We start from the raw sequence: 24,806 nt of genomic DNA, 5'->3' as shown, positions 1-24,806 counted from the left end.
CTCGATTCATGGTGTCGGCGATGGCGCTGCGACGACGTCGAGGCTCCGGCCGTCGAAACAGCTGCGCGTGCCCGTGTGGCAGGCAGCGCCGTGCTGATCGACCTCCACCAACAGGGTATCCCCGTCGCAGTCGTAGGCGAGCGCCCGGACGAACTGCACGTGTCCGGAGGTGTCCCCCTTGCGCCAGTACTCCTGTCGTGAGCGGGACCAGTAGGTGACCCGACCCTCGGTCATCGTCCGGCGGACGGCCTCGGCGTCCATCCAGCCGAGCATGAGCACCTCGCGGGAGTCCCACTGCTGCACGATCGCGGGGAGCAGGCCCTGCGCGTCGAAGGTGAGCTGCCCGATCGCGGTCTCCGGATCGGCGCCCACCGGGATGGTGATGTCCGCGCTCATGCCCGCACCGTCCAACCGGCGTCGGCGAGTTCCTGTTTGACCTGGCCGATCGTCAACTCGCCGTTGTGGAAGACGCTCGCAGCGAGGACGGCGTCGGCCCCCGCGGCGATCGCGGGTGGGAAGTCGGCGAGGCGGCCTGCTCCCCCTGACGCGATGACCGGAACCCGGCTGATCTCGCGCATGGCGCTGATGAGCTCGGTGTCGAACCCGGCCTTGGTGCCGTCGGCGTCGATCGAGTTCACCAACAGCTCGCCCGCACCGCGGTCGATCGCCTCGGTGGCCCAGGCGAGCGCGTCGAGTTCGGTCTCACGTCGGCCGCCGTGTGTCGTGACGATCCATCCGGATGCGCTGCCGGCGTGTCGCTTCACGTCCAGGGAGAGGACGAGGACCTGAGCGCCGAAGCGGTCGGCGATCTCCCCCAGCAACTCCGGTCGGCCGATCGCGGCGCTGTTCACGCCGACCTTGTCCGCCCCGCTGGCCAGCAGCCGGGAGACGTCCTGGGTCGAGCGGACCCCGCCGCCGACCGTGAGCGGGATGAAGACCTGCTCGGCGGTCCGGCTGACGAGGTCGTAGGTGGTGTCGCGTTCGGCGACGGTGGCCGTGACGTCGAGGAAGGTCAGTTCGTCCGCGCCCTGCTCGGCGTAGCGCTTCGCGAGTTCGACGGGGTCGCCGGCGTCGCGGAGGTCGAGGAAGTTGACGCCCTTCACGACGCGCCCGTCGGCGACGTCGAGACAGGGGATGACTCGGGTGGCGAGTGACACGGAGGCCTCCGCAGAGCGACTGGGACGGGTGGTGAGGGACGGGCGATTCAGAGTCGGGCGGCGTGGATGGCCGTGACGAGGATGGCGCGTGCGCCGAGCTCGTAGAGGCGGTCCATGACGTCGTTCGCGTCGCCGCGAGGGATCATGACCCGGACCGCCACCCACTCGGGGTCGCGGAGCGGCGAGATCGTCGGCGACTCGATGCCACCGGCGACGGCGGTCGCCTGCTCGAGCAGCCGGACCGGGAGGTCGTAGTCGACGAGCACGTACTGCCGCGCGACGAGGACGCCCTGCAGTCGGCGGATGAGCGTCGCGGTGGTGGGCTTCGTCTCCGGCGACGCGATGAGCACGGCGGTGGAGTCGAGGATCACCGGGCCGAAGATGCCCAGTCCGGCCTTCCGGAGGGTCGTGCCGGTGGACACGACATCGGCCACCGCGTCCGCGACCCCGAGCTGGACCGCCGACTCGACCGCACCGTCGAGGTGGACGAGCGTCGCATCCACACCGGCGTCGCGGAGGAAGTTGCCGACGAGGCCGGGGTAGCTGGTGGCGACCGTCTTCCCCGCGAGATCGGAGAGCTCGGAGAACTCGTCGGCCGGACCGGCGAAGCGGAACGTCGACCCGCCGAAGCCCAGCTCGGCGAGTTCAGTCGCGGCGGAGTGCGAGTCCAGGAGCAGATCGCGCCCCGTGATGCCGATGTCGAGGGCGCCGGAACCGACGTAGGTCGCGATGTCGCGCGGACGGAGGTAGAAGAACTCGACGTCGTTCCGTGCGTCGACGACGTGGAGCTCCTTGGTGTCGCGACGGGTCGCGTAGCCGGCCTCCTGCAGCATCTCGACGGCGGTCTCGGACAGCGAGCCCTTGTTGGGCACGGCGACTCTCAGCATGGGGTGACTTTCGTGTTGTGCGATGGTGTCTCGACAGGGTGATCAGGAGGCGCGGCGGATGCGCCGCGACGTGCTCCTACAGATGTCGGTAGACGTCGGCGGGGGTGAGCCCCTTCGCCACCATCATCACCTGCACGTGGTAGAGCAGCTGGGAGATCTCCTCGGCCGTCTCGGTGTCGCTCTGGTACTCGGCCGCCATCCAGACCTCGGCGGCCTCCTCGACGATCTTCTTCCCGATGCCGTGCACACCCGTGTCCAGTTCGCGGACGGTGCCGGAACCCTCCGGCCGGGTCTCGGCCTTCAGGCGCAGCTCGTCGAACAGCTCGTCGAAGGTTTTCACGTGCTCCAGGGTACCGGTTCCGGGCGGCGGCGCGCACCGCGGACGCGCTGGACCGGCCCGCTGCGTCAGTGGGTGTGCGTCGACGCCTCGGCGGCGGCCCGGAGCAGCGCGATGTTCGAGGCCGGATCGGAACCGCTGTAGACGGCCGACCCCGCGACGAAGGTGTCGGCACCGGCGGCGGCCGCGATCCCGATCGTGTCCGCGGAGATCCCGCCGTCGACCTGGAGCCAGACGTCGAGACCGGTGCGTGCGACCTCGGCTGACAGCGCCTGCAGCTTCGGCATGGTCTCCGGCATGAACGACTGTCCGCCGAACCCCGGTTCGACCGTCATGACGAGCACTTGGTCGAACTCCGGCAGGAGTTCCAGGTACGGCTCGATGGGCGTGCCGGGCTTCACCGCGATCCCGGCACGCGCCCCGATGGAACGCAGGCGTCTGGCGAGGGCGACGGGGTCGCCGGTGGCCTCGGCGTGGAACGTCACCGAGAACGCCCCGAGCTCGGCGTAGCCGGGAGCCCATCGATCGACGTCCGAGATCATGAGGTGGACGTCGAGCGGGACCGGAGACACGTCCTGGATGCGACCGACCATCTGCGGACCGAACGTGAGGTTCGGGACGAAATGGTTGTCCATGACGTCGACGTGGACGAGGTCGGCGCTCGCGATCCGCTCCAGGTCGGCCTGGAGGTTCACGAAATCGGCGGACAGGATGCTCGGGTTGATGCGCGCGGACATGTGCTCGAGCCTATCGATCGACGGTGGGTCCGGCCGACTCCGCGGGCTTGCGGAGCAGCGCGATGTACATGGCGTCGGTGCCCTGGCGGTGCGGCCAGAGCTGGACCGCGCCACCGGGCGCCGCGGCGTCGAGCGGTTCGGTCGTGACCTGGTCGAGCACCGCGGAGGTGTCGAGTCGCTCCATCCCGGGGTGGGCTCGCAGCGCGCTCTCCACGATCAGTGCCGTCTCGCCGACGTGCGGCGAACACGTCACGTACGCCACGATCCCGCCGGGAGCGAGCGCGGTGATGGCGGCGTCGAGCAGTGAGCCCTGCAGTCGGGTGAGTTCGGAGACGTCCTTCGGGGTCTTCCGCCACCGCGCCTCCGGTCGTCGTCGCAGCGCGCCGAGCCCGGTGCACGGGGCGTCGAGGAGGATTCGGTCGTAGCTCCCGGGATGCTCCGCAGCGAGCTTCGTGCCGTCGGCGGTCGAGACCGACACCTCGAGCGGGACACCTGCGAGGGCGCGTTCCACGAGACGGGCCCTCGCAGGGACCAGTTCGTTCGCATCGAGGCGTGCCTCCCCGGCGAGAGCCTCGGCGGCCAGGAGTGCCGCCTTGCCACCCGGGCCCGCGCACAGGTCGAGCCATCGCTCGCCGGGCCGCACCGGTACCGCCCGCGTCAGCGCGAGCGCGGCGAGCTGCGAGCCCTCGTCCTGGACGCGGAGGCGGCCGCCGCCGGTCCCGACGAGCTGGACCGGGTCGCCGCCGGGGTTGCGGAAGCCGTATGGGGAGAAGCGGTTCGGCTCGGCGTCCTCGGGCCGATCGGCGAGCCCCGGGAGCGCGATGAGGTTCACCTGCGGGGCGAGGTTGTCCGCGGCCAGCGCCTCCTCGAGTTCGTCGCCGCGGTCCTGCAGGTCGAGCGCCTGCCTGATGGCCCGAACGACCCACGACGGGTGGGCGGTGCTCACTGCCAGGCGATCGGTGTCGTTCGTGACCTCACCCAGCAGGATCCGCTCCCACTCGGCGGGTTCGGTCCGCGAGATGGTGCGGAGGACACCGTTGGTGAAGCCGGCCGCCGACCGCGAACCGGCGGACCGGGCGAGTTCGACGGACTCGTTCACGGCGGCGTGGCCTGCGACGCGCATGGAGAGCAGCTGATGGGCACCGAGCCGCAGGACGTCGAGGATCGCGTCGTCGATCTCGGTCACGGGACGCTTCGCCGCGTGCGCGATGACGCGGTCGTAGTACCCGCGTCGGCGAAGGGTGCCGTACGTCAGCTCGGTCGCGAGGCCGGCGTCCGCCGGACTCAACTTCGCCTCGGCCAGCCGGTGTGGCAGGAGGAGGTTCGCGTAGGCGTCCGAGGTGCTGACGGCGTGGATGACGTCGAAGGCCACTCGGCGTGCCGGCTGCACGGTCGCCGAGTCACGCGGACGCGTGGGACGCTGGCGTCCGCGTCGGGGTTCCTCGTCGCGGGGCCGTCGGTCGCGGCGTCGCTGGCCCTCGGGCTGCTGGCCGCTCACGCGGTGACCAGCCGATCGGTTCCAGCGGACGCGCCGCGCCACCAGTCGGCGGCGGGCATCGCCGTGCGCCCGGCCGGCTGCACCTGCAGCAGTTGCAACGGTGTGTCCGCCGTGCCGACCAGGACGAGGCCGTCGATGGACGCGATCGTCCCGGGCGCCGGTGGGTCCGTCGGCATGGTCGTCGCGGGGACGGCACGGTGCACCTTCAGCCGTGACTCGTCGAGGAGGGTGAACGCGCCCGGTTCGGGCGTCACCCCGCGGATCTGCGACCACACGTCGGCGACGGGGCGGTCCCAGACGATCCGACCGTCCTGGCCGTCGAGCTTCGGCGCGAGCGACACCTCGCCCTGCTGCGGGGCCGCGACCGCGGTGCCGGCGGCGATGGCGGCGACGACCTCCGCGGTGAGCGGTGCGCCGAGCTCGGCGAGGCGGTCGAGGAGCTCCCCCGAGGTCTCGCCCTCGCCGATCGGCGTCTCCACCGTCGCGAAGACGTCTCCGGCGTCGAGAGCCGGCACGAGCTGGAAGACCGATGCACCGGTGACCGCGTCTCCGGCCATCACGGACCGCTGGACGGGAGCCGCGCCGCGCCAGGCCGGCAGCAATGAGAAGTGCAGATTGATCCAACCGTGTGCCGGCGCGGACAGGAGGGGTTCGCGGACGAGTCCGCCGTACGCGACGATCACGCCGAGTTCCGCACGGAGCGCGACGATCCGCGCGGTCGCGTCGTCGTCGAGACGTGCAGCGCGGATGACCGGGAGCCCGAGCCGTTCGGCGGCCGCTGCCACCGGTGACGGGGTCAGGATCCGCTTGCGGCCGAGCGGGGCGTCGGGTCGAGTGACGACGGCCGCGATCTCGTGCCCGGCCGAGACGAGGGCGTCGAGCGTCGGGACGGCGACGGCGGGGGTGCCGGCGAAGACCAGCCTCATGCGGTTCGGACTTCGTGGACGGGGTGGATCATGACAGCATCTCCGGATCGTCGAATCGTACTCTGAGTGTAGGCGGGGCTTTCGGCGCCCGCCTGCCGGGGGTCGGCCGTCGACGCTTCGCCGCCTGCGCGACGACGGTCGCCCGCAACTGCTCGGCGACCGCCCTGGCGTGGCCGTAGTCGACCCGCAGGATCGCGACGCTGTCCCCCGCTTCGTCGACGGTCGGGCCGAGCACGCGGCTCCGGTACTCGGCGGGCAGTGCGGCGAGAGCGGCGTCGACGGCGTCGCGGGTGCCGGTGAGGGTCGCGCTCCGGACCGCGGGAGGGAACCCGAGCTCTCTGCGCTCGGCGAGTTCCTCACTCGCGAACCGCGGTTGCTGCCAGAGGGCGAAGGCGTTCGCCACGGGGGCCTCGACGCCGATCAGGAGCACCGGCGCGCGTGGAGCGGCCAGAGCTGCGGCGTTCGACCACCACCGCAGGCAGTCCTCGGCGACGCGGAGCGACTCCCGCGCCAGCATGCGGTCGGCGTCGACCAGGAGGACGGCGGCATAGCCGCCCGCGGCGACGGGCTCCGCGCCTCGGGTCGCGATCACCAGCGCCGGCTCCGGGCCGACCTCGAACTTGGGGGCGTCTCCGTCCGACACCACGACCCGGTACCGGGGGAACGCCCGGCCCAGTTCCTCGGCGGTCCGGCCGGTGCCGGCGGCCGTGACGCGGAACGCGGTGTCGTGACAGGTCTCGCACGACCACCCAGCCGCGAGGTGACCGCACCAACGGCAGGAGGGCTGCGAACGGGCTGTGGCGAGTTGGAGTGGACCGTGGCACACCGAGCAGTGGGCCCTCGTCCCGCACCGTCGACAGGCGAGGTGCGGCGCGTACCCCGGCCGCGCGACCTGGACCAGCACGGGTCCGTGATGCAATGCCTCGTCGACCGCGCGCCACGCGCTCGACGGGATCCTCGCCTGGCTCGTCATGGCGTCGTCGCCGCTGGCCCGGGACACGACGACTCTCGGTCGTATCGGCGGGGTGGGTGCGACCTCGTGCAGCCAGCCGAGTTCGACGAGTCGCTGCGTCTCGGTACTGCGCGAATGCGCGGCGAAGACAAGGGCGGATCCGCTCATCTCCTGCCGGGTCAACGCGACGTCGCGGGCGTGCACATAGGGGGCGAGCTGCTCCTGATGGAGGGGGTCGCCGTCGTCCCAGAGGGCGATGAGTCCGAGGTCGTGCGCCGGTGCATAGACGGCCGACCGGTTGCCGACGACGATCCGCGGCACCGGATGCAGTCCGTCCAGGTAGGAGCGGTAGCGAGCAGCGGGGGTCTGCTTGGCGTCGGCCCTCGCGACCGCGGCACCGACACCGAGGTCGTCGAGCGCCGCAAGGAGGTGTTCGACGTCCCGGTAGTCGGGGACGCACAGGATCGCGCTTCTGCCCTCGGCCAGCTGGTTCACGGCGAGAGCCGCCAGCGTGAAGGACCAGTCCGGGAGCCAGACGCCCGCGCTCGTCGCGGTCAGGGTGGGGATCGCGCTGATCGCGTACCGCTCCCCCGGCGCGAGACGGTCGAGGGAGCCGGGGGCGAACCCCGGGACGGTGCGCCGCTCGACCGACGGAGGCTCCGGCGGGGCCGCGGCGGCCCAGGTCTTCTCCACCCGGACCTGTCGCGGCGGGATCGCGAGACGCAGGACGTCCATCGCGCTGCCGGCGCTGCGATCCGCGACACGGCGAGCGAGCGTCCACAGGGTCGGGGTCAGGACCGGTACCGACGACACGACCGAGCTCAGCGGGCTGAGCGCCCCGCCGAACTCGCTCGAGTCGGCGAGGTCCACGATGAACCCGTTCGCCGACCGCCCGGCCGAGCGCAACGGGACCGAGACGCGCGCGCCGAGCACGGCGTCATCGGCCAGCTCGTCGGGAATGGCGTAGTCGAACAGATGGTCGAGCTGTGGCAACGGGGAGTCGAGTACCACCCTGGCGACCCTCGCGCCGACCACGGCTACAGCCCGGCTGCTGACCGCAACGCCTCCACCCGGTCGAGACGCTCCCACGTGAAGTCGGGGAGCTCGCGGCCGAAGTGCCCGTACGCCGCCGTTGCGGCGTAGATGGGGCGGATGAGGTCGAGGTCGGCGATGATCGCGGCCGGACGGAGGTCGAAGACGTCGCGGATCGCGCGCGTGATGTCCGCCTCCGGCACATGGGCCGTCCCGAAGGTCTCGACGTAGAGCCCGACCGGCGCGGCCTTGCCGATGGCGTAGGCGACCTGCACCTCGAGACGTTCGGCGAATCCGGCGGCGACCGCGTTCTTCGCCACCCAGCGCATGGCGTATGCGGCCGAGCGGTCCACCTTCGACGGGTCCTTCCCGCTGAAGGCTCCACCGCCGTGTCGAGCCGCTCCGCCGTAGGTGTCGATGATGATCTTGCGTCCGGTGAGCCCCGCGTCGCCCATCGGGCCACCGACGACGAAGATGCCGGTCGGGTTGATCAGGTGCGTCACGTTCGAGCTGTCGAGTTCGACCGTCGCGAGGACCGGTTCGATGACGTGACGCTGGACGTCGCGACGCAGCTGCTCCGTGGAGACACCCGGATTGTGTTGCGTGGAGACCACGACCGTCTCCACGGTCTTCGGGAGGAAGCCGTCGTATCCGATGGTGACCTGGGTCTTGCCGTCCGGGCGCAGGTAGTCGAGCTGGCCGGACTTGCGGACCTCGGCGAGTCGCTCCGCGAGACGGTGTGCGATCCAGCTGGGCAGCGGCATGTACTGCGGCGTCTCGGTGGTCGCGAACCCGAACATGATGCCCTGGTCGCCGGCGCCCTGGAGGTCGTAGGCGTCGACACTGGACTGTTCGCGGGACTCGAAGGCATGGTCGACTCCGGCGGCGATGTCGGCGGACTGCGAGCCGATCGACACGCTCACGCCGCAGGAGTCGCCGTCGAATCCGATGTCGGACGAGGTGTAGCCGATGGACCGGATGCGCTCGCGGACGATCGTCGGGATGTCGACGTAGCCGCTCGTGGAGACCTCACCGGCGACATGGACGAGCCCGGTGGTGACGAGCGTCTCGACGGCGACTCGACTGCGCGGATCCACCTCGAGGAGCGCGTCGAGGATGCTGTCCGAGATCTGGTCGCAGATCTTGTCGGGATGCCCCTCGGTCACGGATTCGGAGGTGAACAGGCGCAGCTCGGTCATGCGGTCTCCCGTCGGAAGTGGTGGTGCGATGGTGGAGGGATCGGCCGTCGCGGTGTTCCGGGGCCGGACCGTTCATCACTCTAGTCGAGGCCTCGGACACGTCGTCCGTCCGTGACGCGGGGCGTCGGCGGCGGCGGGAACGGGACCGACACGACGAATCCGCCGGTCGTCTGGCGCCCGGCGGATTCGTCGTGGTGAAGCGGTTATTCGGCGATCGGCTTGATCTGGAGCTTGTCCTCGTTGATCTCGTGCATCGCGATCGAGAGCGGCTTGTCCTCGACGGACGAGTCGACCAGCGGCCCGACGTTGTCGAACAGGCTGCCCTCGTGGAGGTCGGCGTAGTAGTCGTTGATCTGGCGCGCGCGCTTGGACGCGAAGATCACGAGTGCGTACTTGGACTCGACCTTGGTGAGCAGGGAGTCGATGGGCGGATCGATGATGCCCTTGAGCTTGTCAGCCATGCAGGTTCACACTCCTCGTGTGGTTGTGTTCGGGGAAGATCGGATCGATGCGGGGTGCGCGTCGGACGTCAATCCCCGTGAATCTTCATCAAGTCTACGACCTCTTGGGCCGCGCGGGCCACGTCGTCGTTGACGACACGGTGGTCGAACTCGTCCGCGGCGGCCAGTTCGACCTTCGCGGTGCGCAGTCGGCGCTCCCGTTCCTCCTCGTCCTCGGTGCCTCGTCCGACCAGTCGACGGACCAGTTCGTCCCAGCTCGGGGGCAGCAGGAACACCAGGGTCGCCTCCGGCATCGCCTCCCGGACCTGCCTGGCACCCTGGATGTCGATCTCGAGCAATGCGCTGTCGCCGGCCGCGAGCGCTCGCTCGATCGGCTCGCGTGGCGTGCCGTAGCGGTACGCGTTGTGGACCGTGGCGTGCTCCAGCAGGCGGTCGCCCTCGATGAGGCCGTCGAACTCGTCGTCGGTCACGAAGTAGTAGTTCACCTCGTGCTGCTCCCCCGGCCGGGGCTTGCGTGTCGTGGCCGAGACGGAGAGGTGCACCTCCGGGTAGTGGTCGCGGATGTAGGCGGCCACCGTCCCCTTGCCGACGGCCGTCGGGCCGGCGAGCACGACGAGTCTGCTGCGCGCGGTGCCCGGGTAGCGTTCTGCGATGAAGGCGCGGAGGCGATCCCGCTGCAGTCGGCCGAGACCGCCGAGGCGCTTGACCGAGGAGATGCCGAGCGATTCGAGGATTCGCCCCAGTTTGGTGACGCCGACACTCGGGATGCTGAGGAGGTACTCGGTGATGCGGATGCCGCCCTCGATACCGTCCGGATCGGCGGTCGCGGCGTCGAGCACCTCCAACGGGGTGCGGGCGCCGGAGGCGATGGACGCCTTGACGGTCGCGCGGGCGCGGCGTTTGCGCACGGCCTCACGCGAGGCTGCGGCCCGATCGACCTCCGGCATGTTCCTACTGGGCTGGTCCTGCTCCTGGTCAACCACGGGCGCTCCTCACGGCTGCGACGGAACGTTCGACGGCGTCCGCGATCCCCGAGGGTCCGGCCGCGAGGATGCTCCGGGACTCGGAGACGATGACGCCCGGCGCGAGGTCGCCGTAGATGGATCCGAGGTCGGCGACCGAGGCCCCCTGGTGGCCGAACCCGGGTGCCAGGATCGGGAGCGTGGTCGTCGGCGGTACCTCCGTCAGGCCGAACTCCTCGAGACGGAGCGTGGCTCCGATGACCGCACCGATCGAACCGGTCGCCCCGGGGTGGTGCCGTGCGTTCCAGTGGTCGATCTCCTCGAGCATCGACGCCGCGACGGTGAGGCCGGCCCTGTCCTCGGCGAGCTGGACGTCGCGACCCTCCGGGTTCGAGGTCGCCGTCAGCACGAACACGCCCTTGCCGTGCTGCTCGGCGAGCTCGAGTACCGGCTGCAGTGAGCCGAAGCCGAGATAGGGGTTCACGGTGAGGGCGTCGACCTCCAGCGGTGAACCGGGGGTCAGCCACGCTTCGGCATAGCCCTCCATGCTCGTCCCGATCTCACCGCGCTTGGCGTCGCCGATCACGAGGAGCCCGGCGTCGCGTGCCGCGGCGAGGACCCCTTCGAGGGCGATGTACCCGGCCGATCCGAACCGTTCGAAGAACGCCACCTGCGGCTTGACGATCCCGGCGCGACCGGCTGCGGCTTCGACGACGGCGAGGCCGAAGGCCCCCGCGCCGGCGGCGGTGTCGGGCAGTCCCCACGCCTCGAGCAGGAAGCGGTGCGGATCGATGCCGACGCAGAGTCGGCCCGACCGGACGAAGACCTCGTCCAGTCGGGTTCCGAACGAAGCCGTCACGAGCGCGCAGCCCGATCGAGTGCGTACTCCTGGAGCGAGCGGACCTCGAAGCCCCCGCCGAGCGCCTCGAAGGAGCCGACCGCGGCGGTGAGCTGCGCGATCGTCGTGAAGAGCGGCTTGTCGGCCGCGACGGCGGCCGCGCGGATCTCGTAGCCGTCGGCGCGAGCCGACCGGCCACTCGGGGTGTTGATGACCATGTCGACCTCGTCGCGGTTGATCAGGTCGACGATCGAGTCGTCCTCGCCCGCGGCCGTGGTCTCGCTGTACTTGCGCACCGTCCGGGCACTGATGCCGTTCCGGTTCAGTACCTCGGCCGTGCCGTCGGTCGCGAGGATGTCGAACCCGAGCTGTTGGAGGCGCAGCACCGGCAGGATGATCGAACGCTTGTCGCGGTCGGAGACCGAGACGAACACCGTTCCGCTCGACGGCAGGCCGCCGTAGGCCGCCTCCTGGCTCTTCGCGAACGCGCGCGGGAAGTCCTTGTCGATGCCCATCACCTCGCCGGTGGAGCGCATCTCCGGGCCGAGCACGCTGTCGACGATCTGGCCGTCCTTCGTGCGGAAGCGCTTGAAGGGCAGCACGGCCTCCTTGACCGACACCGGGGAGTCGATCGGGACGCGGGATCCGTCGACCGGGGGCAGGAGCCCCGAGTCCTTGAGCTCGGCGACCGTCGCGCCGGTCATGATGAGTGATGCGGCCTTCGCCAGCGGGATGCCGAGCGCCTTCGACACGAACGGCACCGTGCGGGACGCACGCGGGTTCGCCTCGATGACGTAGAGGATGCCGGCGCCGATCGCGAACTGGACGTTCAGCAGACCGCGCACGCCGATCCCCTGGGCGATCGCGAGCGTCGCGTTCCGCACGCGGTCGATCTCGGCACGACCGAGCGAGACGGGCGGCAGGGTGCAGCTCGAGTCGCCCGAGTGGATCCCGGCCTCCTCGATGTGCTCCATGACGCCACCGATGTAGAGCTCCTCGCCGTCGAACAGGGCGTCGACGTCGATCTCGATCGCGTCGTCGAGGAAGTGGTCGACGAGCAGCGGCTGGGCCGGGCCCACGATGCCCTGGTCCTCGATGCGCACGAAGTAGTCCGTGAGCGAGGCGCTGTCGTAGATGATCTCCATGCCGCGTCCGCCGAGCACGAAGCTCGGGCGGACGAGGACCGGGTAGCCGATCTCCTCGGCGACGCGCAGCGCACCCTCGATCTCCACCGCGGTGCCGTTCTTCGGTGCGACGAGGCCGGCGGCGTCCAGGATCTCCTGGAACTGGCCGCGCTCCTCGGCGAGGTCGATGGCGGTCGGCGTGGTGCCGAGGATCGGGACGCCTGCGGCCTCGAGCCCCTTCGCGAGCCCGAGCGCCGTCTGGCCGCCGAGCTGGACGACGACACCGACGAGTTCGCCCGACTCGCTCTCGGCGTGGATGACCTCGAGGACGTCCTCGAGCGTGAGCGGCTCGAAGTAGAGTCGGTCGCTCGTGTCGTAGTCCGTCGAGACGGTCTCCGGGTTGCAGTTGATCATGATGGTCTCGAAGCCGGCGGCCTGCAACGCGAAGGACGCGTGCACGCAGGAGTAGTCGAACTCGATGCCCTGGCCGATGCGGTTCGGGCCGGACCCGAGGATGACCACCTTGCGGCGGTCGCTCGCGACCACCTCGGTCTCGGTGTCGTAGCTCGAGTAGTGGTACGGGGTGAGCGCCGGGAACTCGCCGGCGCACGTGTCGACCGTCTTGTAGACCGGGCGGACACCGAGGATGTGCCGGACCTCGCGCACCTCCTGCTCGCCGAACCCGCGCAGCTGACCGATCTGCGCGTCCGAGAAGCCGTGGTTCTTCGCGGTACGGAGCACCTCGGTGTCGAGGCGTTCCGCCGCGGCGATCCAGTCGGCGACGTCGTTGATCAGGACGATCTGGTCGATGAACCACGGGTCGATCTTGGTGGCCTCGAAGACCTGCTCAGCGGTGGCACCCTTGCGGAGCGCCTGCTGCACGACGACGATGCGGCCGTCGGTCGGGGTCTTCATGACCTCGAGCAGCTCCTCGACGCTGCGGGACTCGTCGCCCCAGTGGAAGCTGGAACCGCGCTTCTCGAGCGACCGCAGCGCCTTCTGCAGGGCGGTGGCGTAGTTGCGTCCGATGGCCATCGCCTCACCCACCGACTTCATGGTGGTCGTGAGCGTCGGGTCGGCGGCGGGGAACTTCTCGAACGCGAAGCGCGGGACCTTCACGACGACGTAGTCGAGCGTGGGCTCGAAGCTCGCGGGCGTGACCTTCGTGATGTCGTTCGGGATCTCGTCGAGGCGGTACCCGATGGCCAGCTTCGCCGCGATCTTCGCGATCGGGAAGCCGGTCGCCTTCGAGGCGAGGGCACTCGAGCGGGAGACGCGCGGGTTCATCTCGATGACGATGATGCGGCCGTCGGCCGGGTCGACCGCGAACTGGATGTTGCAGCCGCCGGTGTCGACGCCGACCGCGCGGATGATGTCGATACCGATGTCGCGGAGCTTCTGGTACTCGCGGTCCGTCAGCGTCAGGGCGGGGGCCACCGTGATGGAGTCCCCGGTGTGCACGCCGACCGGGTCGACGTTCTCGATCGAGCAGACGACGACGGTGTTGTCGGCCGTGTCGCGCATGAGCTCGAGCTCGTACTCCTTCCAGCCGAGGATCGACTCCTCGAGGAGCACCTCGGTGGTCGGGCTCTGGTGGAGGCCGTCGCCGACGATCCGGCGGAGCTCCGTCTCGGTGTATGCGAAGCCCGAGCCGAGGCCGCCCATGGTGAACGAGGGGCGGACGACCAGCGGGTAGCCGAGGTCCTCGGCGTAGCCGACGGCCTCCTCGACCGTGTGGGCGATGTACGAGCGGGCCACGTCCGCGCCCGCGTCGAGCACGAGCTGCTTGAAGATCTGGCGGTCCTCGCCCTTGTTGATCGCCTCGAAGTTCGCGCCGATGAGCTCGACGTCGTACTTCTCGAGGATGCCGTGCTCGTGCAGCTGGATCGCGGCGTTCAACGCCGTCTGGCCGCCGAGGGTCGGCAGGATCGCGTCGGGCTTCTCCTTCGCGATGATCGTCTCGATGACCTGCCAGGTGATCGGCTCGACGTAGGTCGCGTCGGCGAAGTCGGGGTCGGTCATGATGGTCGCCGGGTTCGAGTTGACGAGGATGACGCGGACGCCCTCCTCGCGCAGCACGCGGCATGCCTGGGTGCCCGAGTAGTCGAACTCGGCGGCCTGCCCGATGACGATCGGCCCGGAGCCGATGACGAGGACGCTGTTGATGTCGTCGCGCTTGGGCACTAGTTGTTCTCCTTGGTGCTGGAAGTGGTGGCGTGGCCGGTCACGAGGTCGCGGAACCGGTCGAACAGGTAGACCGCGTCGTGCGGACCCGAGGCGGACTCGGGGTGGTACTGGACCGAGAACGCGGGGATGTCGATGCAGTTGATGCCCTCGACGACCTCGTCGTTCAGGCTGTAGTGGCTGACCTCGGCGAGGCCGAACCCGGCGGGCGTCTCGTGTCTGCCCTCGATCGGCAGGTCGACCGCGAAACCGTGGTTCTGCGAGGTGATCTCCACCCGACCGGTCGCCTTGTCGAGGACCGGCTGGTTGATCCCGCGGTGACCGAACGGCAGCTTGTAGGTCTCGAAGCCGAGCGCGCGCCCGAGCAGCTGGTTGCCGAAGCAGATGCCGAAGTACGGCACGCCCGCGCGGAGCACGTCCTGCAGGAGGGCGACGTGCGCGTCGCTCGCAGCCGGGTCACCGGGGCCGTTGGAGAAGAACAGGGCGGACGGTTCGAGCGCGAGGACCTCGGCCGAGGTCACCGACTGCGGCAGCACCACGACGTCGAAGCCGCGAGCGGCGAGGTGGTTGAGCGTCGACGTCTTGACGCCGAGGTCGAGGACCGCGACGGAACCGACGCGCTCGCCCACCGCCGGCACGGTGTACTGCTCGGTCGTGGAGACCTGGCTCGACAGGTTCAGACCGGCCATCTGCGCGCCGGCCCGGACGAGACTGAGCTGCTCGGCGCCGGACAACTCGAAGTCCTCGCCGGAGAACACGCCGCCGCGCATGGAACCGGCGGAACGGATGTGCCGGGTCACCGCGCGGGTGTCGATGCCGCTGATGCCCACGACGCCGTCCTGGACGAGTTCGTCGTCGAGCGAGCGGTCCGCTCGGAAGTTCGAGACGACGCGCGACGCGTCACGCACCACGTATCCGGCGACCCAGACGCGGGCGGACTCCATGTCCTCGCGGTTGACGCCGGTGTTGCCGATGTGCGGCGCGGTCATCAGGACGATCTGTCCGGCGTAGGACGGGTCGGTCAGCGTCTCCTGGTAGCCGGTCATGCCGGTGGCGAAGACGACCTCGCCGAGCGTGCGGCCGGTCGCGCCGTAGGCGTGCCCGACGTAGCGGTTGCCGTCCTCGAGGACGAGTACCGCTGGACTGGGTGGGGTGAAGGAGGTCATGGTCAAGCCCTCTCGTGAGGCGGTGGGGTGGAGTCGTCGGCCGAGGTGATGTCGGCGACGGTGTCTGGGGTGCCGGTCGGCCGGAGTCCGGCGTCCGCGGCGGGGATGAGGCTCGTGACGGTGTCGATGATGCGGGCGCGGTCCGCCTGCTCGAGGACGCGGAAGGTGCTGTCCGCGATCACCGTCGGGACGGGGCGCCAGCTCAGGCGGATGAGCCCGCCCGGCTCGACGACCCGGTCGATCGTGAGGTTGGTCTGGTCGACGCCGACGATGCTCGTCGCCGGGATGAACGTCGGCCGCTCCCCCGGGACGTCGACGACGACTCCGGCGGCACCGAGTTCGAGCGTGACCCGGGATCGGTAGCGCAGTCCCTGCAACGCCAGCCGTTCGAGCGGCTGGTCGTGCTTCGACGTCGCGACGTAGAGGACCTCGACCGTCAGTGACGGGACCGGCCGCGGGTCGGGGAGCTCCGCGAGGGGACCGACCTGGGCGTCGCGCGCGACGCGGCGTCGCCAGGCGAAGGCCATGAGGGCGAGGATGCCGAGGAGGACGAGGGCGACGAGGACGGCCGCGAGGATCCGCCCGTCCATCAGTGCTCGACCTCCGCGGATCGCGCGGCACGGCGTGCTGCGGCCGCGACCTGCTCCGTCGGGAGCACGGCGCCGTCCAGGACGGTCGCGTAGCCCCGGTGGAAGGTGGCGACGACGCGGCCGGGCAGCTCCAGGCCGAGGTAGGGCGAGTTCACGCCCTTGCCGGCCAGGTCGGCCGTGCCGAACGGACGGGTGGCGGCGGTGTCGTAGAGCACGACCTCCGCCGGAGCACCGGCCTCGATCGAAGCCCCCTGCCCGGTGATCCGTCCGATCCTCGCCGGCGTCGCCGAGAGCACCCGGGCGACGTCGTTCCAGTCCAGGAGCCCGGTCGCGACCATCGACGCGTGCACGACGGAGAGGGCGGACTCGAGGCCCACCATGCCGTTCGCGGCGGCGTCCCACTCGCAGTCCTTGGCCTCGACCGGGTGCGGTGCGTGGTCCGTCGCGACGATGTCGATCGTGCCGTCCGCGAGGGCCTCGCGCAGCGCCTGGACGTCCTCCGCCCGTCGCAGGGGCGGGTTCACCTTGTACCGGGCGTCGTAGCTCGCCACCAGCTCCTCCGTGAGCAGCAGGTGGTGCGGCGTGACCTCGGCCGTGACGGGGATGCCCCGGGCCTTCGCCCAGCGGATGACGTCGACGGAACCGGCCGTCGAGACGTGGCAGATGTGGAGGCGGGAACCCACGTGCTCGGCGAGGAGCACGTCGCGGGCGATGATCGACTCCTCAGCGACAGCCGGCCATCCGGTGAGACCGAGCTCGCCGGAGAGGGCGCCCTCGTTCATTTGCGCACCGACAGTGAGTCGGGGCTCCTGCGCGTGCTGGGCGATCACGCCGTCGAAGGCCTTCACGTACTCCAGCGCGCGACGCATGAGCAGCGGGTCTGACACGCAGAGGCCGTCGTCCGAGAAGACCCGGACCTTGGCGCGTGAGGAGGCCATGGCGCCGAGTTCGGCGAGTCGTTCTCCGGCGAGTCCGACCGTCACGGCACCGATCGGCTGCACCGTGGCGTAGCCGGCGCGCTCACCGAGCGACTGCTCCTGCTCGACGACCCCGGCCGTGTCGGCCACCGGCGAGGTGTTGGCCATCGCGAACACCGCGGTGAAGCCGCCGGCGGCTGCGGCACGCGTGCCGGTGAGCACCGTCTCGCTCTGCTCGAACCCGGGTTCCCGGAGATGCGTGTGGAGGTCGACGAGCCCGGGCAGCGCGAGGAGGCCGTCCGCGTCGACGACGGTCGCGCCGACGGCGCTCAGCCCGGAGCCGCGTTCCGCGATCCGTCCGTCGCGCAGGAGGAGGTCGGTGCGTGTCCCGTCGGCGAGCGTCGCTCCGGTGATCAGGGTGACGTCGTGGTTCGAAGTGGGCTCAGACACGGGTGGATTCCTCTCGATCGCCGGACAGCAGCAGGTACAACGCGGCCATCCGGACCGACACCCCGTTGGCGACCTGTTCGAGGACGGTCGACCGGGGTGAGTCGGCTGCCCCGGACGAGATCTCCAGACCGCGGTTCATCGGCCCGGGGTGCATGACAATGCTAGCCGGATCGAGGCGGGCGAGCCGCTCGTCGTCGAGCCCCCAGCGCCTGGAATACTCCCGGCTGTTCGGGAAAAAGGCGGCGTGCATGCGTTCGGACTGGATCCGGAGCATCATCAGCACGTCGGGACGCTGGGCGATCGCGTCGTCCAGGTCGTAGCGGACGGTTGCCGGCCAGGGGCCGAGGTCCACCGGAAGCAGTGTCGGCGGGGCGACGAGGGTCACCTCGGCGCCGAGCGTGTCGAGCAGCCAGACGTTCGAGCGGGCGACCCGGGAATGCAGGATGTCGCCGACGATCGTCACCGCCACCCCGTCGAGCGCGCGACCGCGGGACCGCTCGCCGTGGAGGCGCTTGCGCATCGTGAACGCGTCCAGGAGGGCCTGCGTCGGGTGCTCGTGCGTCCCGTCCCCCGCGTTCAGGATGCCGGCGTCGATCCAGCCGCTGTCGGCGAGGGTCTGCGGCGCACCGGAGGCGGAGTGTCGGATCACGACGGCGTCGGCGTGCATCGCGGCGAGGGTCTGTGCGGTGTCCTTCAGGCTCTCGCCCTTCGAGACGCTCGACCCCTTCGCGCTGAAGGTGATGACGTCTGCGGACAGCCGTTTGGCGGCAGCCTCGAACGAGATGCGCGTGCGGGTCGAGTCCTCGAAGAAGAGGTTGACGACCGTCTTCCCACGGAGGGTCGGGAGCTTGCGGACCTCACGGAACTGCGTCTCGGCCATGTCCTCCGCGACGTCGAGGATCTCGATCGCCTCGTCGCGGGTGAGGGTCTTCGTCGACAGCAGGTGCCTCATTCGCCGCTCCCCTCGATCGTCACGGAGTCGTCGCCGTCGAACTCGGTGAGCCGGACGAAGATGCGCTCCGCCTGCGAGGAGGGCAGGTTCTTCCCCACGAAGTCGGGTCGGATCGGGAGCTCGCGGTGCCCGCGGTCGACGAGCGCGGCGAGCCGCACGACGCGCGGGCGGCCCAGGTCGGTCAGTGCGTCGAGGGCGGCGCGGATCGTGCGTCCCGAGTACAGGACGTCGTCGACGAGGACGACCGTGCGCCCGTCGATCCCCTGTGGCGGCAGCGTCGTGGGCTGCGGTGCACGGGTCGGGTGCTTCGCCAGGTCGTCGCGGTACATCGTGACGTCGAGTGCACCCGAGACGATGGTCGCGCCCGAGATCGAGGAGATCGTGGCGGCGATCCGCTTCGCGAGGATGACCCCGCGCGTCGGGATGCCGAGGATCACGAGGTCGTCTGCTCCGCGGTTGGACTCGAGGATCTCGTGGGAGATCCGAGTCAACGCCCGCGCGATGTCAGCTTCGTGCAGCACGGTACGTGCGCTCATCGCCGACTCCCTTCTCCGCCTCTCTGGACGGTCTTAAAGGTTGTCTTGGTCAACACCCGAGCCTAGCAGTCGGATCAGGCCTCGTAGAGCTCCAACGGGAGGCCGTCGGGATCGAAGAAGAACAGCATCTTGCGCGAGGTGTGCGGGTCGATCCGGACGTCTTCGACGCGGACACCCAGCTCCACCAGACGGGCGTGGCCGGCGTCGACGTCGTCGACGGCGAAGGCGAGGTGCCGCAGTCCGAGCGCTTCGGGCCCGGATGCGCGCGCCGGCGGGTCCGGGAAGGAGAACAGCTCGATGAGGTACTCACCGTTCAGGGCGAGGTCGCCCATCCAGGAGTCACGCTCGGCCCGGTACACCTCGGTGAGCAGCTCGCAGCCGAGCACCGAGGTGTAGAAGCGCTTGGAGGCCTCGTAGTCGCTGGCGATGATCGCGATGTGGTGCACGCGCTTCAGCGGCAGGGCCGCGCCGGTCTCGTCGCTCATCGTCACCGCGGGTTGATCTGCGAGATCTTGCCGAGCAGGCCGTTGATGAAGCCGGCCGAGTCGTCGGTCGACAGCGTCTTGGCCGCCTCGACCGCTTCGTCGATGGCGACGCCGTGCGGCACCTCGTCGTTGAACAGGATCTCCCAGATCGCGATCCGGAGGATGGCCCGGTCGACCGTGGGCATCCGCGCGAGCGTCCAGCCCTGCGCGTACGTCTCGATCTGTTCGTCGATCTCCTCGGCGTGGTCACCGACACCGTCGACGATCTCTCTCGCGTACAACCAGGAGGCCTGGCGGTCGGGCTCGCTGACGGCGCGAGAGGCTTCCGCGGACAGGACTTCAGCGAGGGTCTGCTGACGGACGTCGGCCTGGTAGAGCAGATCGAGGGCGCGCTTGCGCGCCTTGGTACGAGCGCTCACTCGTTGACGCGACCGAGGTAGTCACCCGTGCGGGTGTCGACCTTGACCTTGGTGCCGGTCTCGAGGAAGAGCGGGACCTGGATCTCGTAGCCGGTCTCGACGGTCGCCGGCTTCGTGCCACCGGTCGAGCGGTCGCCCTGGAGCCCGGGTTCCGTGTAGGTGACCTCGAGGATGACCGACGCGGGGAGCTCGACGTACAGGGGGTTGCCGTTGTTGAGGGCGACCGTGACGTCCTGGTTCTCGAGGAGGAAGTTCTTGGTGTCGCCGACGACGACGGCGGGGATGGTGATCTGGTCGTAGTCGCTCTTGTCCATGAAGACGAAGGAGTCGCCGTCCGCGTACAGGTAGGTGAAGTCGCGGCGGTCGACGTTCTCGACGTCGATCTTCGTGCCGGCGTTGTACGTCTTGTCGACGACCTTGCCGGTCATGATGTTCTTCATCTTGGTGCGGACGAACGCGCCACCCTTGCCCGGCTTGACGTGCTGGAACTCGATCACCGTCCAGAGCTGCCCGTCGATGTTCAGGACGATGCCGTTCTTGATGTCAGCGGTAGAAGCCATGCGCGAGAATGTCCGTTCGTGGAAAGTGTGCGGCCGGATACGACCCAACGAACGAGTGTAACCGCTGCGAGGACCCGTGACCAACGCGCCCGTGGTGGACCAGGGCGCCTCGCACGTCACTCGGTGCTGCGGCGGACCACGAGGTCGAGGGCGAGGCGGTACGAGTCGAAGCCGAAACCGGCGATCACGCCGGTCGCGACACCGGAGATCACGCTCGTGTGACGGAACGCCTCGCGGGCATGCGGATTCGAGAGGTGCACCTCGACGAGCAGGAGGCCCGCCTTCGTGACCATGGCCGCCGCGTCGCGGAGCCCGTAGCTGTAGTGGGTGAACGCCGCGGGGTTCAGGATCACGGACGTCCCGGAGTCGACGGCCTCGTGGAGCCAGCCGATCAGCTCGCCCTCGTCGTCCGTCTGACGCAGGTCGATCCGCGTCCCGTCGCCAGCGTCGGTCTCGAGCACGGTGCGCAGCGCATCGAGGTCGGCCGAGCCGTAGACGTCGGGTTCACGGCTGCCGAGGCGTCCGAGGTTCGGTCCGTTGAGGACGAGCACGGTGGTCATGAGTCGAGGGTATCCGTTCGGGACGAGCGCTCGCGGAGCGCGCCGGCGTCGGTCAGGAGCCGATCTCCTGGTAGGCGGCGAAGAGCAGCGAGGTCTCGGGCCCCTGGAGGACGGTCGGCTTGGCGAGGTCGTCGAGCACGATGAACCGCAACATCGAACCGCGCGTCTTCTTGTCGCGCTGCATCGTCGCGAGCAGGGTGTTCCAGCGGCCCACCGGATAGGCGATCGGCAGGCTGAGGAGCTCCAGGACGCGACGGTGGCGGTCGACGACCTCGTCCGACAGTCGGCCGGCGAGGCGGGACAGCTCGGCGACGTACATCATGCCGATCGCCACCGCGGCACCGTGTCGCCACTGGTACCGCTCGGCGTGCTCGATGGCGTGCCCGAGCGTGTGCCCGTAGTTGAGGATCTCGCGGAGGCCCTGCTCGGTGAAGTCCTCGCTGACGACGTCGGCCTTCATCCGGATCGCGAGCTCGATGCAGCGGCGGAAGGCGGGCGTGTCGGGGTCGGTCGCGGCGTCGACATCGGCCTCGATGAGGTCGAGGATCTCCGGGTAGCGGATGAACCCGGCCTTGGCAACCTCGGCGAACCCGGCGAGGATCTCGTTCTTCGGGAGGGTGTCGAGCGTGTCGAGATCGCAGACGACGGCGGCCGGGGCGTAGAAGGCGCCGACGAGGTTCTTGCCTTCCGCGGTGTTGATGCCCGTCTTGCCGCCCACGGCCGCGTCGACCATGCCGAGGACCGTCGTGGGGACCTGCACGAGCCGGACGCCGCGCAGCCAGGTGGCGGCGACGAAGCCGGCGAGGTCGGTGACCGCGCCACCGCCGAAGCCGATGACCGCGTCGGAGCGCGTGAAGTCGGCCTGCCCGAGGACTCCCCAGCAGAACGCGGCGACCTCGACCCGTTTCCCGGCCTCGGCGTCCGGCACCTCGGCGAGCAGCACCTGGTACCGGTCGCTCAGGGTCTCGCGCAGCTTGGCCGCCTTCTCGCCCAGCGTCGCCGGGTGGACGATGAGGACCCGCTGCACGCCGGTCCCGAGGGCGTCGACGAGCACGTCCTCCAGCCCTCTCCCGATCGTGATGGGGTACGGGGAGGATCCCGTCACCTCGATGACGGTCCGCTCGGTCGGGGTGGTCGGTTCGGTGCTCATGCAGGCTCCTTCACCCAGGCGACGAGCTCGTCGACGATGCCTGAGATGGGTCGGTGCGAGGTGTCGAAGGTGACATCCGCGAGTCGTTCGTACACGGGACGCCGGGCGGCGGCGATGCGCGACCACGCGCCGGGGTCGTCGCGGAGCAGTGGACGCTTGTCGAGGTTGGCCCGTGCCAGCACGGCCTCCTCGGTGACCGTCAGCAGCACGACGCGTGCATCGGCGAGCTCACGCTGCGTGTCCTCGTCGAGGACCGCTCCCCCGCCGAGCGACACGATCGCCGGCTGCTCGAGCGCGGCGGCGACCGCCGCCCGCTCCAGGGCGCGGAAGTGCGCCTCGCCGTGTTGCTCGAAGATGCGCGCGATCGCGCCGTGCTCGCCGGACACGACGCTGTCGGTGTCGACGAACGGCAGGCCCAGGCGCTTCGCCAACTGCTTGCCGACCCGGCTCTTCCCCGACCCCATCGGTCCGATGAGGACGACGGGGAGTCGGAGATCGGCGGCCTGCTCAGGCATCGGCGCTGGAGGCGTGGTCGCCTCGCGTGCGCAGGTTGGACGGGATCGCTGCCAGGTATCCGTCGAGGTTGCGCTTCGTCTCGGGGACGGAGTCGCCACCGAACTTCTCGAGCACCGCTTCGGCGAGGACCAGGGCCACCATCGCCTCGGCCACGACACCGGAGGCCGGGACCGCGCAGACGTCCGAGCGCTGGTGGTGCGCGGTGGCGGCCTCGCTCGTCGCGACGTCGACGGTGCGGAGCGAGTGCGGGACGGTCGCGATCGGCTTCATGCCGGCGCGGACACGGAGGACGGTGCCGGTGGTCATGCCGCCCTCGGTGCCGCCGGCGCGGTCGCTCTGTCGGGCGATGCCGTCGCTCTCCTGGACGAGCTCGTCGTGGGCCGCGGAACCGCGACGCGTCGTCGTGAGGAAGCCGTCGCCGACCTCCACACCCTTGATGGCCTGGATGCCCATGAGCGCTGCTGCGAGCCGTGCGTCGAGTCGGCGGTCCCAGTGGACGTAGGAGCCGAGTCCCGGTGGGAGTCCGTAGGCCAGGACCTCGACGATGCCGCCGAGGGTGTCGCCGTCCTTCTTGGCCGCATCGACCTCGGCGACCATGCGCTCCGAGGTCGCCTTGTCGAAGCAGCGCAGCGGATCGGCGTCGAGCGCGTCGACGTCGGCCGGGACCGGCAGCGGGCTGTCTTCGGGAACGCGCACGGGCCCGATCGACAGCGTGTGGCTGACCAGGGTGATGCCCAGCTCGCCGAGGAAGGAGCGCGCGACGGCACCCAGGGCCACTCGCGCAGCGGTCTCGCGTGCGCTGGCGCGTTCGAGCACGGGACGCGCCTCGTCGAAACCGTACTTCTGCATGCCCGTCAGGTCGGCGTGCCCGGGACGCGGGCGGGTGAGCGCGGCGCTGCGGCCACGCGACTTGTCGGAGATCTCGGTCGGCTCGGGGCTCATGACCTCGGCCCACTTCGGCCATTCGGTGTTGCCGATGCGGATCGCGATCGGGCTGCCCATGGAGAAGCCGTGGCGGACGCCGCCGGACAGGTTGAGCTCGTCCTCCTCGAACTTCATGCGGGATCCTCGGCCGTAGCCGAGCTTCCGTCGGGCGAGGTCGGCGCGGACGCCGTCCATGGAGATGGGGACGCCGGACGGGAGTCCCTCGAGGACGGCGATGAGTTCCGGGCCGTGAGACTCTCCGGCAGTGAGCCAACGAAGCATGGTCCTATCCTTCCATAGAGCCGGGACGCGACCGTGCGCCTTCGGTCGACGGCCCGGCGGGTGTGCAGGTGGGCGACGGATGCGTCCGGAGCGGTCAGTGCGAGGCGACCGGCGCCCCGGTGTGATCGAGGTGGACCGTGTCGAGCATCGCCCGGAGCACCGTCGTCTCGTCCTCGAGCGGCAGGAGCGGATCGCCGAGGACGAAGATCCGGACCTGGAGCAACGCCTGGTGCACGAGCATCGACAGTCCGCTGAGGACCGACCCGCCGGCCTGCGACCACGCCTCCGCGAGCACACTCGGCCACGGGTCGTACGCGACGTCGAGGAGGAGCGCGCCTGGAGCATGGGACAGGACCGGACCCGGTTCGGTGAGGGCGCCGCCGGGAAGGGTGCTGATCACGAGTGGTGCGTCAGGCGTCTCACCGTCGAGCGGCCCTGAGGCGAACCGCAGCCCCAGCCGGCCGGCGAGGTCCTCGAGTGGTCGCGCCTGGGCCGGTCGTCGGAGCGCCACGTGGACGTGCTCGGCACCGAGGTCCGCCGCGGCCATGATCGCCGAGGAGGCCGTCGCTCCCCCGCCCAGGACGACCGCGGAGGCGATCGCGTCGACGCCGGCCGCCCCGATCGCGCGGACGATGCCGCCGACGTCGGTGTTGAACCCCTCGATCCGACGGGATCCGTCCTCGGCTCGGCGGAGACGCAGCGTGTTGACCGCCCCGGTCTCGGTTGCGGCGCGGTCGGCCACGTCGGCCAGCTCGAGCGCGCGATGCTTCAGGGGCATGGTCAGCGAGAGCCCCCGCCAGTCCGAGCCGAGGTCGTCGAGGAAGGCCGAGAGGCCGGCCGCCTCGAGTTCGTGGCGACCGTAGTCCCAGTCGAGCCCGAGCACCCGGTAGGCGGCCTCGTGCAGTGCCGGGGACTTGGAGTGGGCGATGGGCGCGCCGAGCACGGCGAGCCGCGGCTGCCCGTCCTCGCCGTGACCCGCCCCTGTTCCACTCATGTGCGCCACGC

General features: G+C 70.2%; 25 protein-coding genes and 1 pseudogene. All 26 read right to left on the bottom strand.

Annotated features, from left to right (window positions below):
* Positions 1-6: 6 nt before the first annotated feature.
* Positions 7-396 carry a phosphoribosyl-AMP cyclohydrolase gene (gene hisI, locus AC5JOC_RS11010; protein WP_079705938.1) on the bottom strand — a complete coding sequence of 130 codons (390 nt, stop codon included), beginning with the start codon at positions 394-396 and terminating at the stop codon, positions 7-9.
* Complete coding sequence (hisF, locus tag AC5JOC_RS11005; RefSeq protein WP_494246440.1) at positions 393-1,157, bottom strand: imidazole glycerol phosphate synthase subunit HisF; 765 nt, start codon at positions 1,155-1,157, stop codon at positions 393-395. The genes hisI and hisF overlap by 4 nt, the downstream gene beginning before the upstream one ends.
* Positions 1,158-1,204: 47 nt before the next feature.
* On the bottom strand, positions 1,205-2,044 hold the full coding sequence (gene hisG, locus AC5JOC_RS11000) for an ATP phosphoribosyltransferase (protein ID WP_064293848.1): 840 nt from the start codon (positions 2,042-2,044) through the stop codon (positions 1,205-1,207).
* A gap of 76 nt (positions 2,045-2,120) precedes the next feature.
* A complete protein-coding gene (locus AC5JOC_RS10995; RefSeq protein ID WP_064293847.1) occupies positions 2,121-2,384 on the bottom strand; it encodes a phosphoribosyl-ATP diphosphatase in 264 nt (87 codons plus the stop codon).
* A 65-nt stretch (positions 2,385-2,449) separates the two neighbouring features.
* Complete coding sequence (gene rpe, locus AC5JOC_RS10990) at positions 2,450-3,118, bottom strand: ribulose-phosphate 3-epimerase (RefSeq protein WP_079705936.1); 669 nt, start codon at positions 3,116-3,118, stop codon at positions 2,450-2,452.
* 10 nt (positions 3,119-3,128) lie between these two features.
* Positions 3,129-4,616, bottom strand: a complete 1,488-nt coding sequence (locus tag AC5JOC_RS10985) for an RsmB/NOP family class I SAM-dependent RNA methyltransferase (protein ID WP_426738053.1) — start codon at positions 4,614-4,616, stop codon at positions 3,129-3,131.
* Positions 4,613-5,542, bottom strand: coding sequence for a methionyl-tRNA formyltransferase (gene fmt, locus AC5JOC_RS10980; RefSeq protein WP_274499942.1), 930 nt, complete (start codon positions 5,540-5,542; stop codon positions 4,613-4,615). The genes AC5JOC_RS10985 and fmt overlap by 4 nt, the downstream gene beginning before the upstream one ends.
* A gap of 28 nt (positions 5,543-5,570) precedes the next feature.
* Complete coding sequence (locus AC5JOC_RS10975; protein WP_494246439.1) at positions 5,571-7,505, bottom strand: primosomal protein N' family DNA-binding protein; 1,935 nt, start codon at positions 7,503-7,505, stop codon at positions 5,571-5,573.
* A 26-nt stretch (positions 7,506-7,531) separates the two neighbouring features.
* Positions 7,532-8,725, bottom strand: a complete 1,194-nt coding sequence (gene metK, locus AC5JOC_RS10970; RefSeq protein ID WP_064293843.1) for a methionine adenosyltransferase — start codon at positions 8,723-8,725, stop codon at positions 7,532-7,534.
* A 203-nt stretch (positions 8,726-8,928) separates the two neighbouring features.
* Positions 8,929-9,186 (bottom strand): DNA-directed RNA polymerase subunit omega, encoded by a 258-nt coding sequence (gene rpoZ / locus AC5JOC_RS10965; RefSeq protein WP_056005756.1) that lies wholly within the window; start codon positions 9,184-9,186, stop codon positions 8,929-8,931.
* 68 nt (positions 9,187-9,254) lie between these two features.
* A complete protein-coding gene (gmk, locus tag AC5JOC_RS10960) occupies positions 9,255-10,133 on the bottom strand; it encodes a guanylate kinase (protein WP_064293842.1) in 879 nt (292 codons plus the stop codon).
* 28 nt (positions 10,134-10,161) lie between these two features.
* A complete protein-coding gene (gene pyrF, locus AC5JOC_RS10955) occupies positions 10,162-11,007 on the bottom strand; it encodes an orotidine-5'-phosphate decarboxylase (RefSeq protein WP_192004906.1) in 846 nt (281 codons plus the stop codon).
* On the bottom strand, positions 11,004-14,294 hold the full coding sequence (gene carB / locus AC5JOC_RS10950) for a carbamoyl-phosphate synthase large subunit (RefSeq protein ID WP_086473290.1): 3,291 nt from the start codon (positions 14,292-14,294) through the stop codon (positions 11,004-11,006). The genes pyrF and carB overlap by 4 nt, the downstream gene beginning before the upstream one ends.
* Positions 14,294-15,460 carry a glutamine-hydrolyzing carbamoyl-phosphate synthase small subunit gene (gene carA / locus AC5JOC_RS10945; protein WP_085510883.1) on the bottom strand — a complete coding sequence of 389 codons (1,167 nt, stop codon included), beginning with the start codon at positions 15,458-15,460 and terminating at the stop codon, positions 14,294-14,296. The genes carB and carA overlap by 1 nt, the downstream gene beginning before the upstream one ends.
* Positions 15,461-15,462: 2 nt before the next feature.
* Positions 15,463-16,050, bottom strand: a complete 588-nt coding sequence (locus AC5JOC_RS10940; RefSeq protein WP_124769343.1) for a PH-like domain-containing protein — start codon at positions 16,048-16,050, stop codon at positions 15,463-15,465.
* Positions 16,050-17,417 carry a dihydroorotase gene (locus tag AC5JOC_RS10935; RefSeq protein WP_494246438.1) on the bottom strand — a complete coding sequence of 456 codons (1,368 nt, stop codon included), beginning with the start codon at positions 17,415-17,417 and terminating at the stop codon, positions 16,050-16,052. Before AC5JOC_RS10935 ends, AC5JOC_RS10940 begins: the two co-directional genes overlap by 1 nt.
* Positions 17,410-18,369: an aspartate carbamoyltransferase catalytic subunit gene (locus AC5JOC_RS10930; RefSeq protein WP_071260160.1), complete on the bottom strand. Its 960-nt coding sequence runs from the start codon at positions 18,367-18,369 to the stop codon at positions 17,410-17,412. The genes AC5JOC_RS10935 and AC5JOC_RS10930 overlap by 8 nt, the downstream gene beginning before the upstream one ends.
* A pseudogene (gene pyrR / locus AC5JOC_RS10925) lies at positions 18,366-18,911 on the bottom strand (bifunctional pyr operon transcriptional regulator/uracil phosphoribosyltransferase PyrR); the annotation flags it as partial. The gene AC5JOC_RS10930 and the pseudogene pyrR, both read right to left, overlap by 4 nt.
* A gap of 68 nt (positions 18,912-18,979) precedes the next feature.
* Positions 18,980-19,390 (bottom strand): VOC family protein, encoded by a 411-nt coding sequence (locus AC5JOC_RS10920; protein WP_086473292.1) that lies wholly within the window; start codon positions 19,388-19,390, stop codon positions 18,980-18,982.
* Positions 19,391-19,392: 2 nt separating this feature from the next.
* The gene (gene nusB, locus AC5JOC_RS10915) at positions 19,393-19,809 is read right to left on the bottom strand and encodes a transcription antitermination factor NusB (protein ID WP_064293834.1); all 417 of its coding nucleotides are present in this window, start codon (positions 19,807-19,809) and stop codon (positions 19,393-19,395) included.
* The gene (gene efp / locus AC5JOC_RS10910; protein ID WP_056005785.1) at positions 19,806-20,369 is read right to left on the bottom strand and encodes an elongation factor P; all 564 of its coding nucleotides are present in this window, start codon (positions 20,367-20,369) and stop codon (positions 19,806-19,808) included. The genes nusB and efp overlap by 4 nt, the downstream gene beginning before the upstream one ends.
* Before the next feature lie 116 nt (positions 20,370-20,485).
* Positions 20,486-20,929 (bottom strand): type II 3-dehydroquinate dehydratase, encoded by a 444-nt coding sequence (locus AC5JOC_RS10905; protein ID WP_124769342.1) that lies wholly within the window; start codon positions 20,927-20,929, stop codon positions 20,486-20,488.
* A gap of 52 nt (positions 20,930-20,981) precedes the next feature.
* On the bottom strand, positions 20,982-22,079 hold the full coding sequence (gene aroB / locus AC5JOC_RS10900; RefSeq protein ID WP_079705926.1) for a 3-dehydroquinate synthase: 1,098 nt from the start codon (positions 22,077-22,079) through the stop codon (positions 20,982-20,984).
* A complete protein-coding gene (locus AC5JOC_RS10895) occupies positions 22,076-22,594 on the bottom strand; it encodes a shikimate kinase (protein WP_430890957.1) in 519 nt (172 codons plus the stop codon). Before AC5JOC_RS10895 ends, aroB begins: the two co-directional genes overlap by 4 nt.
* The gene (gene aroC, locus AC5JOC_RS10890) at positions 22,587-23,801 is read right to left on the bottom strand and encodes a chorismate synthase (protein WP_064293830.1); all 1,215 of its coding nucleotides are present in this window, start codon (positions 23,799-23,801) and stop codon (positions 22,587-22,589) included. The genes AC5JOC_RS10895 and aroC overlap by 8 nt, the downstream gene beginning before the upstream one ends.
* Before the next feature lie 94 nt (positions 23,802-23,895).
* On the bottom strand, positions 23,896-24,795 hold the full coding sequence (locus AC5JOC_RS10885) for a shikimate dehydrogenase (RefSeq protein WP_430890959.1): 900 nt from the start codon (positions 24,793-24,795) through the stop codon (positions 23,896-23,898).
* Positions 24,796-24,806 lie beyond the last annotated feature (11 nt).

The organism is Plantibacter sp., assembly GCF_059073635.1.
The sequence above is the reverse complement of the archived record's forward strand: the minus strand, read 5'-3'. Positions and strand labels throughout refer to the sequence as shown.

What these genes read in the sequence shown, in the direction of transcription:
- gmk (WP_064293842.1), bottom strand. Translation starts at nt 10,133, where the DNA reads ATGCCGGAGGTCGATCGGGCCGCAGCCTCGCGTGAGGCCGTGCGCAAA.
- rpe (WP_079705936.1), bottom strand. Translation starts at nt 3,118, where the DNA reads ATGTCCGCGCGCATCAACCCGAGCATCCTGTCCGCCGATTTCGTGAAC.
- AC5JOC_RS10940 (WP_124769343.1), bottom strand. Translation starts at nt 16,050, where the DNA reads ATGGACGGGCGGATCCTCGCGGCCGTCCTCGTCGCCCTCGTCCTCCTC.
- aroC (WP_064293830.1), bottom strand. Translation starts at nt 23,801, where the DNA reads ATGCTTCGTTGGCTCACTGCCGGAGAGTCTCACGGCCCGGAACTCATC.
- carA (WP_085510883.1), bottom strand. Translation starts at nt 15,460, where the DNA reads ATGACCTCCTTCACCCCACCCAGTCCAGCGGTACTCGTCCTCGAGGAC.
- rpoZ (WP_056005756.1), bottom strand. Translation starts at nt 9,186, where the DNA reads ATGGCTGACAAGCTCAAGGGCATCATCGATCCGCCCATCGACTCCCTG.
- hisI (WP_079705938.1), bottom strand. Translation starts at nt 396, where the DNA reads ATGAGCGCGGACATCACCATCCCGGTGGGCGCCGATCCGGAGACCGCG.
- AC5JOC_RS10920 (WP_086473292.1), bottom strand. Translation starts at nt 19,390, where the DNA reads ATGAGCGACGAGACCGGCGCGGCCCTGCCGCTGAAGCGCGTGCACCAC.
- aroB (WP_079705926.1), bottom strand. Translation starts at nt 22,079, where the DNA reads ATGAGCACCGAACCGACCACCCCGACCGAGCGGACCGTCATCGAGGTG.
- hisG (WP_064293848.1), bottom strand. Translation starts at nt 2,044, where the DNA reads ATGCTGAGAGTCGCCGTGCCCAACAAGGGCTCGCTGTCCGAGACCGCC.
- AC5JOC_RS10905 (WP_124769342.1), bottom strand. Translation starts at nt 20,929, where the DNA reads ATGACCACCGTGCTCGTCCTCAACGGACCGAACCTCGGACGCCTCGGC.
- fmt (WP_274499942.1), bottom strand. Translation starts at nt 5,542, where the DNA reads ATGAGGCTGGTCTTCGCCGGCACCCCCGCCGTCGCCGTCCCGACGCTC.
- efp (WP_056005785.1), bottom strand. Translation starts at nt 20,369, where the DNA reads ATGGCTTCTACCGCTGACATCAAGAACGGCATCGTCCTGAACATCGAC.
- AC5JOC_RS10895 (WP_430890957.1), bottom strand. Translation starts at nt 22,594, where the DNA reads ATGCCTGAGCAGGCCGCCGATCTCCGACTCCCCGTCGTCCTCATCGGA.
- AC5JOC_RS10930 (WP_071260160.1), bottom strand. Translation starts at nt 18,369, where the DNA reads ATGAGGCACCTGCTGTCGACGAAGACCCTCACCCGCGACGAGGCGATC.
- metK (WP_064293843.1), bottom strand. Translation starts at nt 8,725, where the DNA reads ATGACCGAGCTGCGCCTGTTCACCTCCGAATCCGTGACCGAGGGGCAT.
- AC5JOC_RS10885 (WP_430890959.1), bottom strand. Translation starts at nt 24,795, where the DNA reads ATGAGTGGAACAGGGGCGGGTCACGGCGAGGACGGGCAGCCGCGGCTC.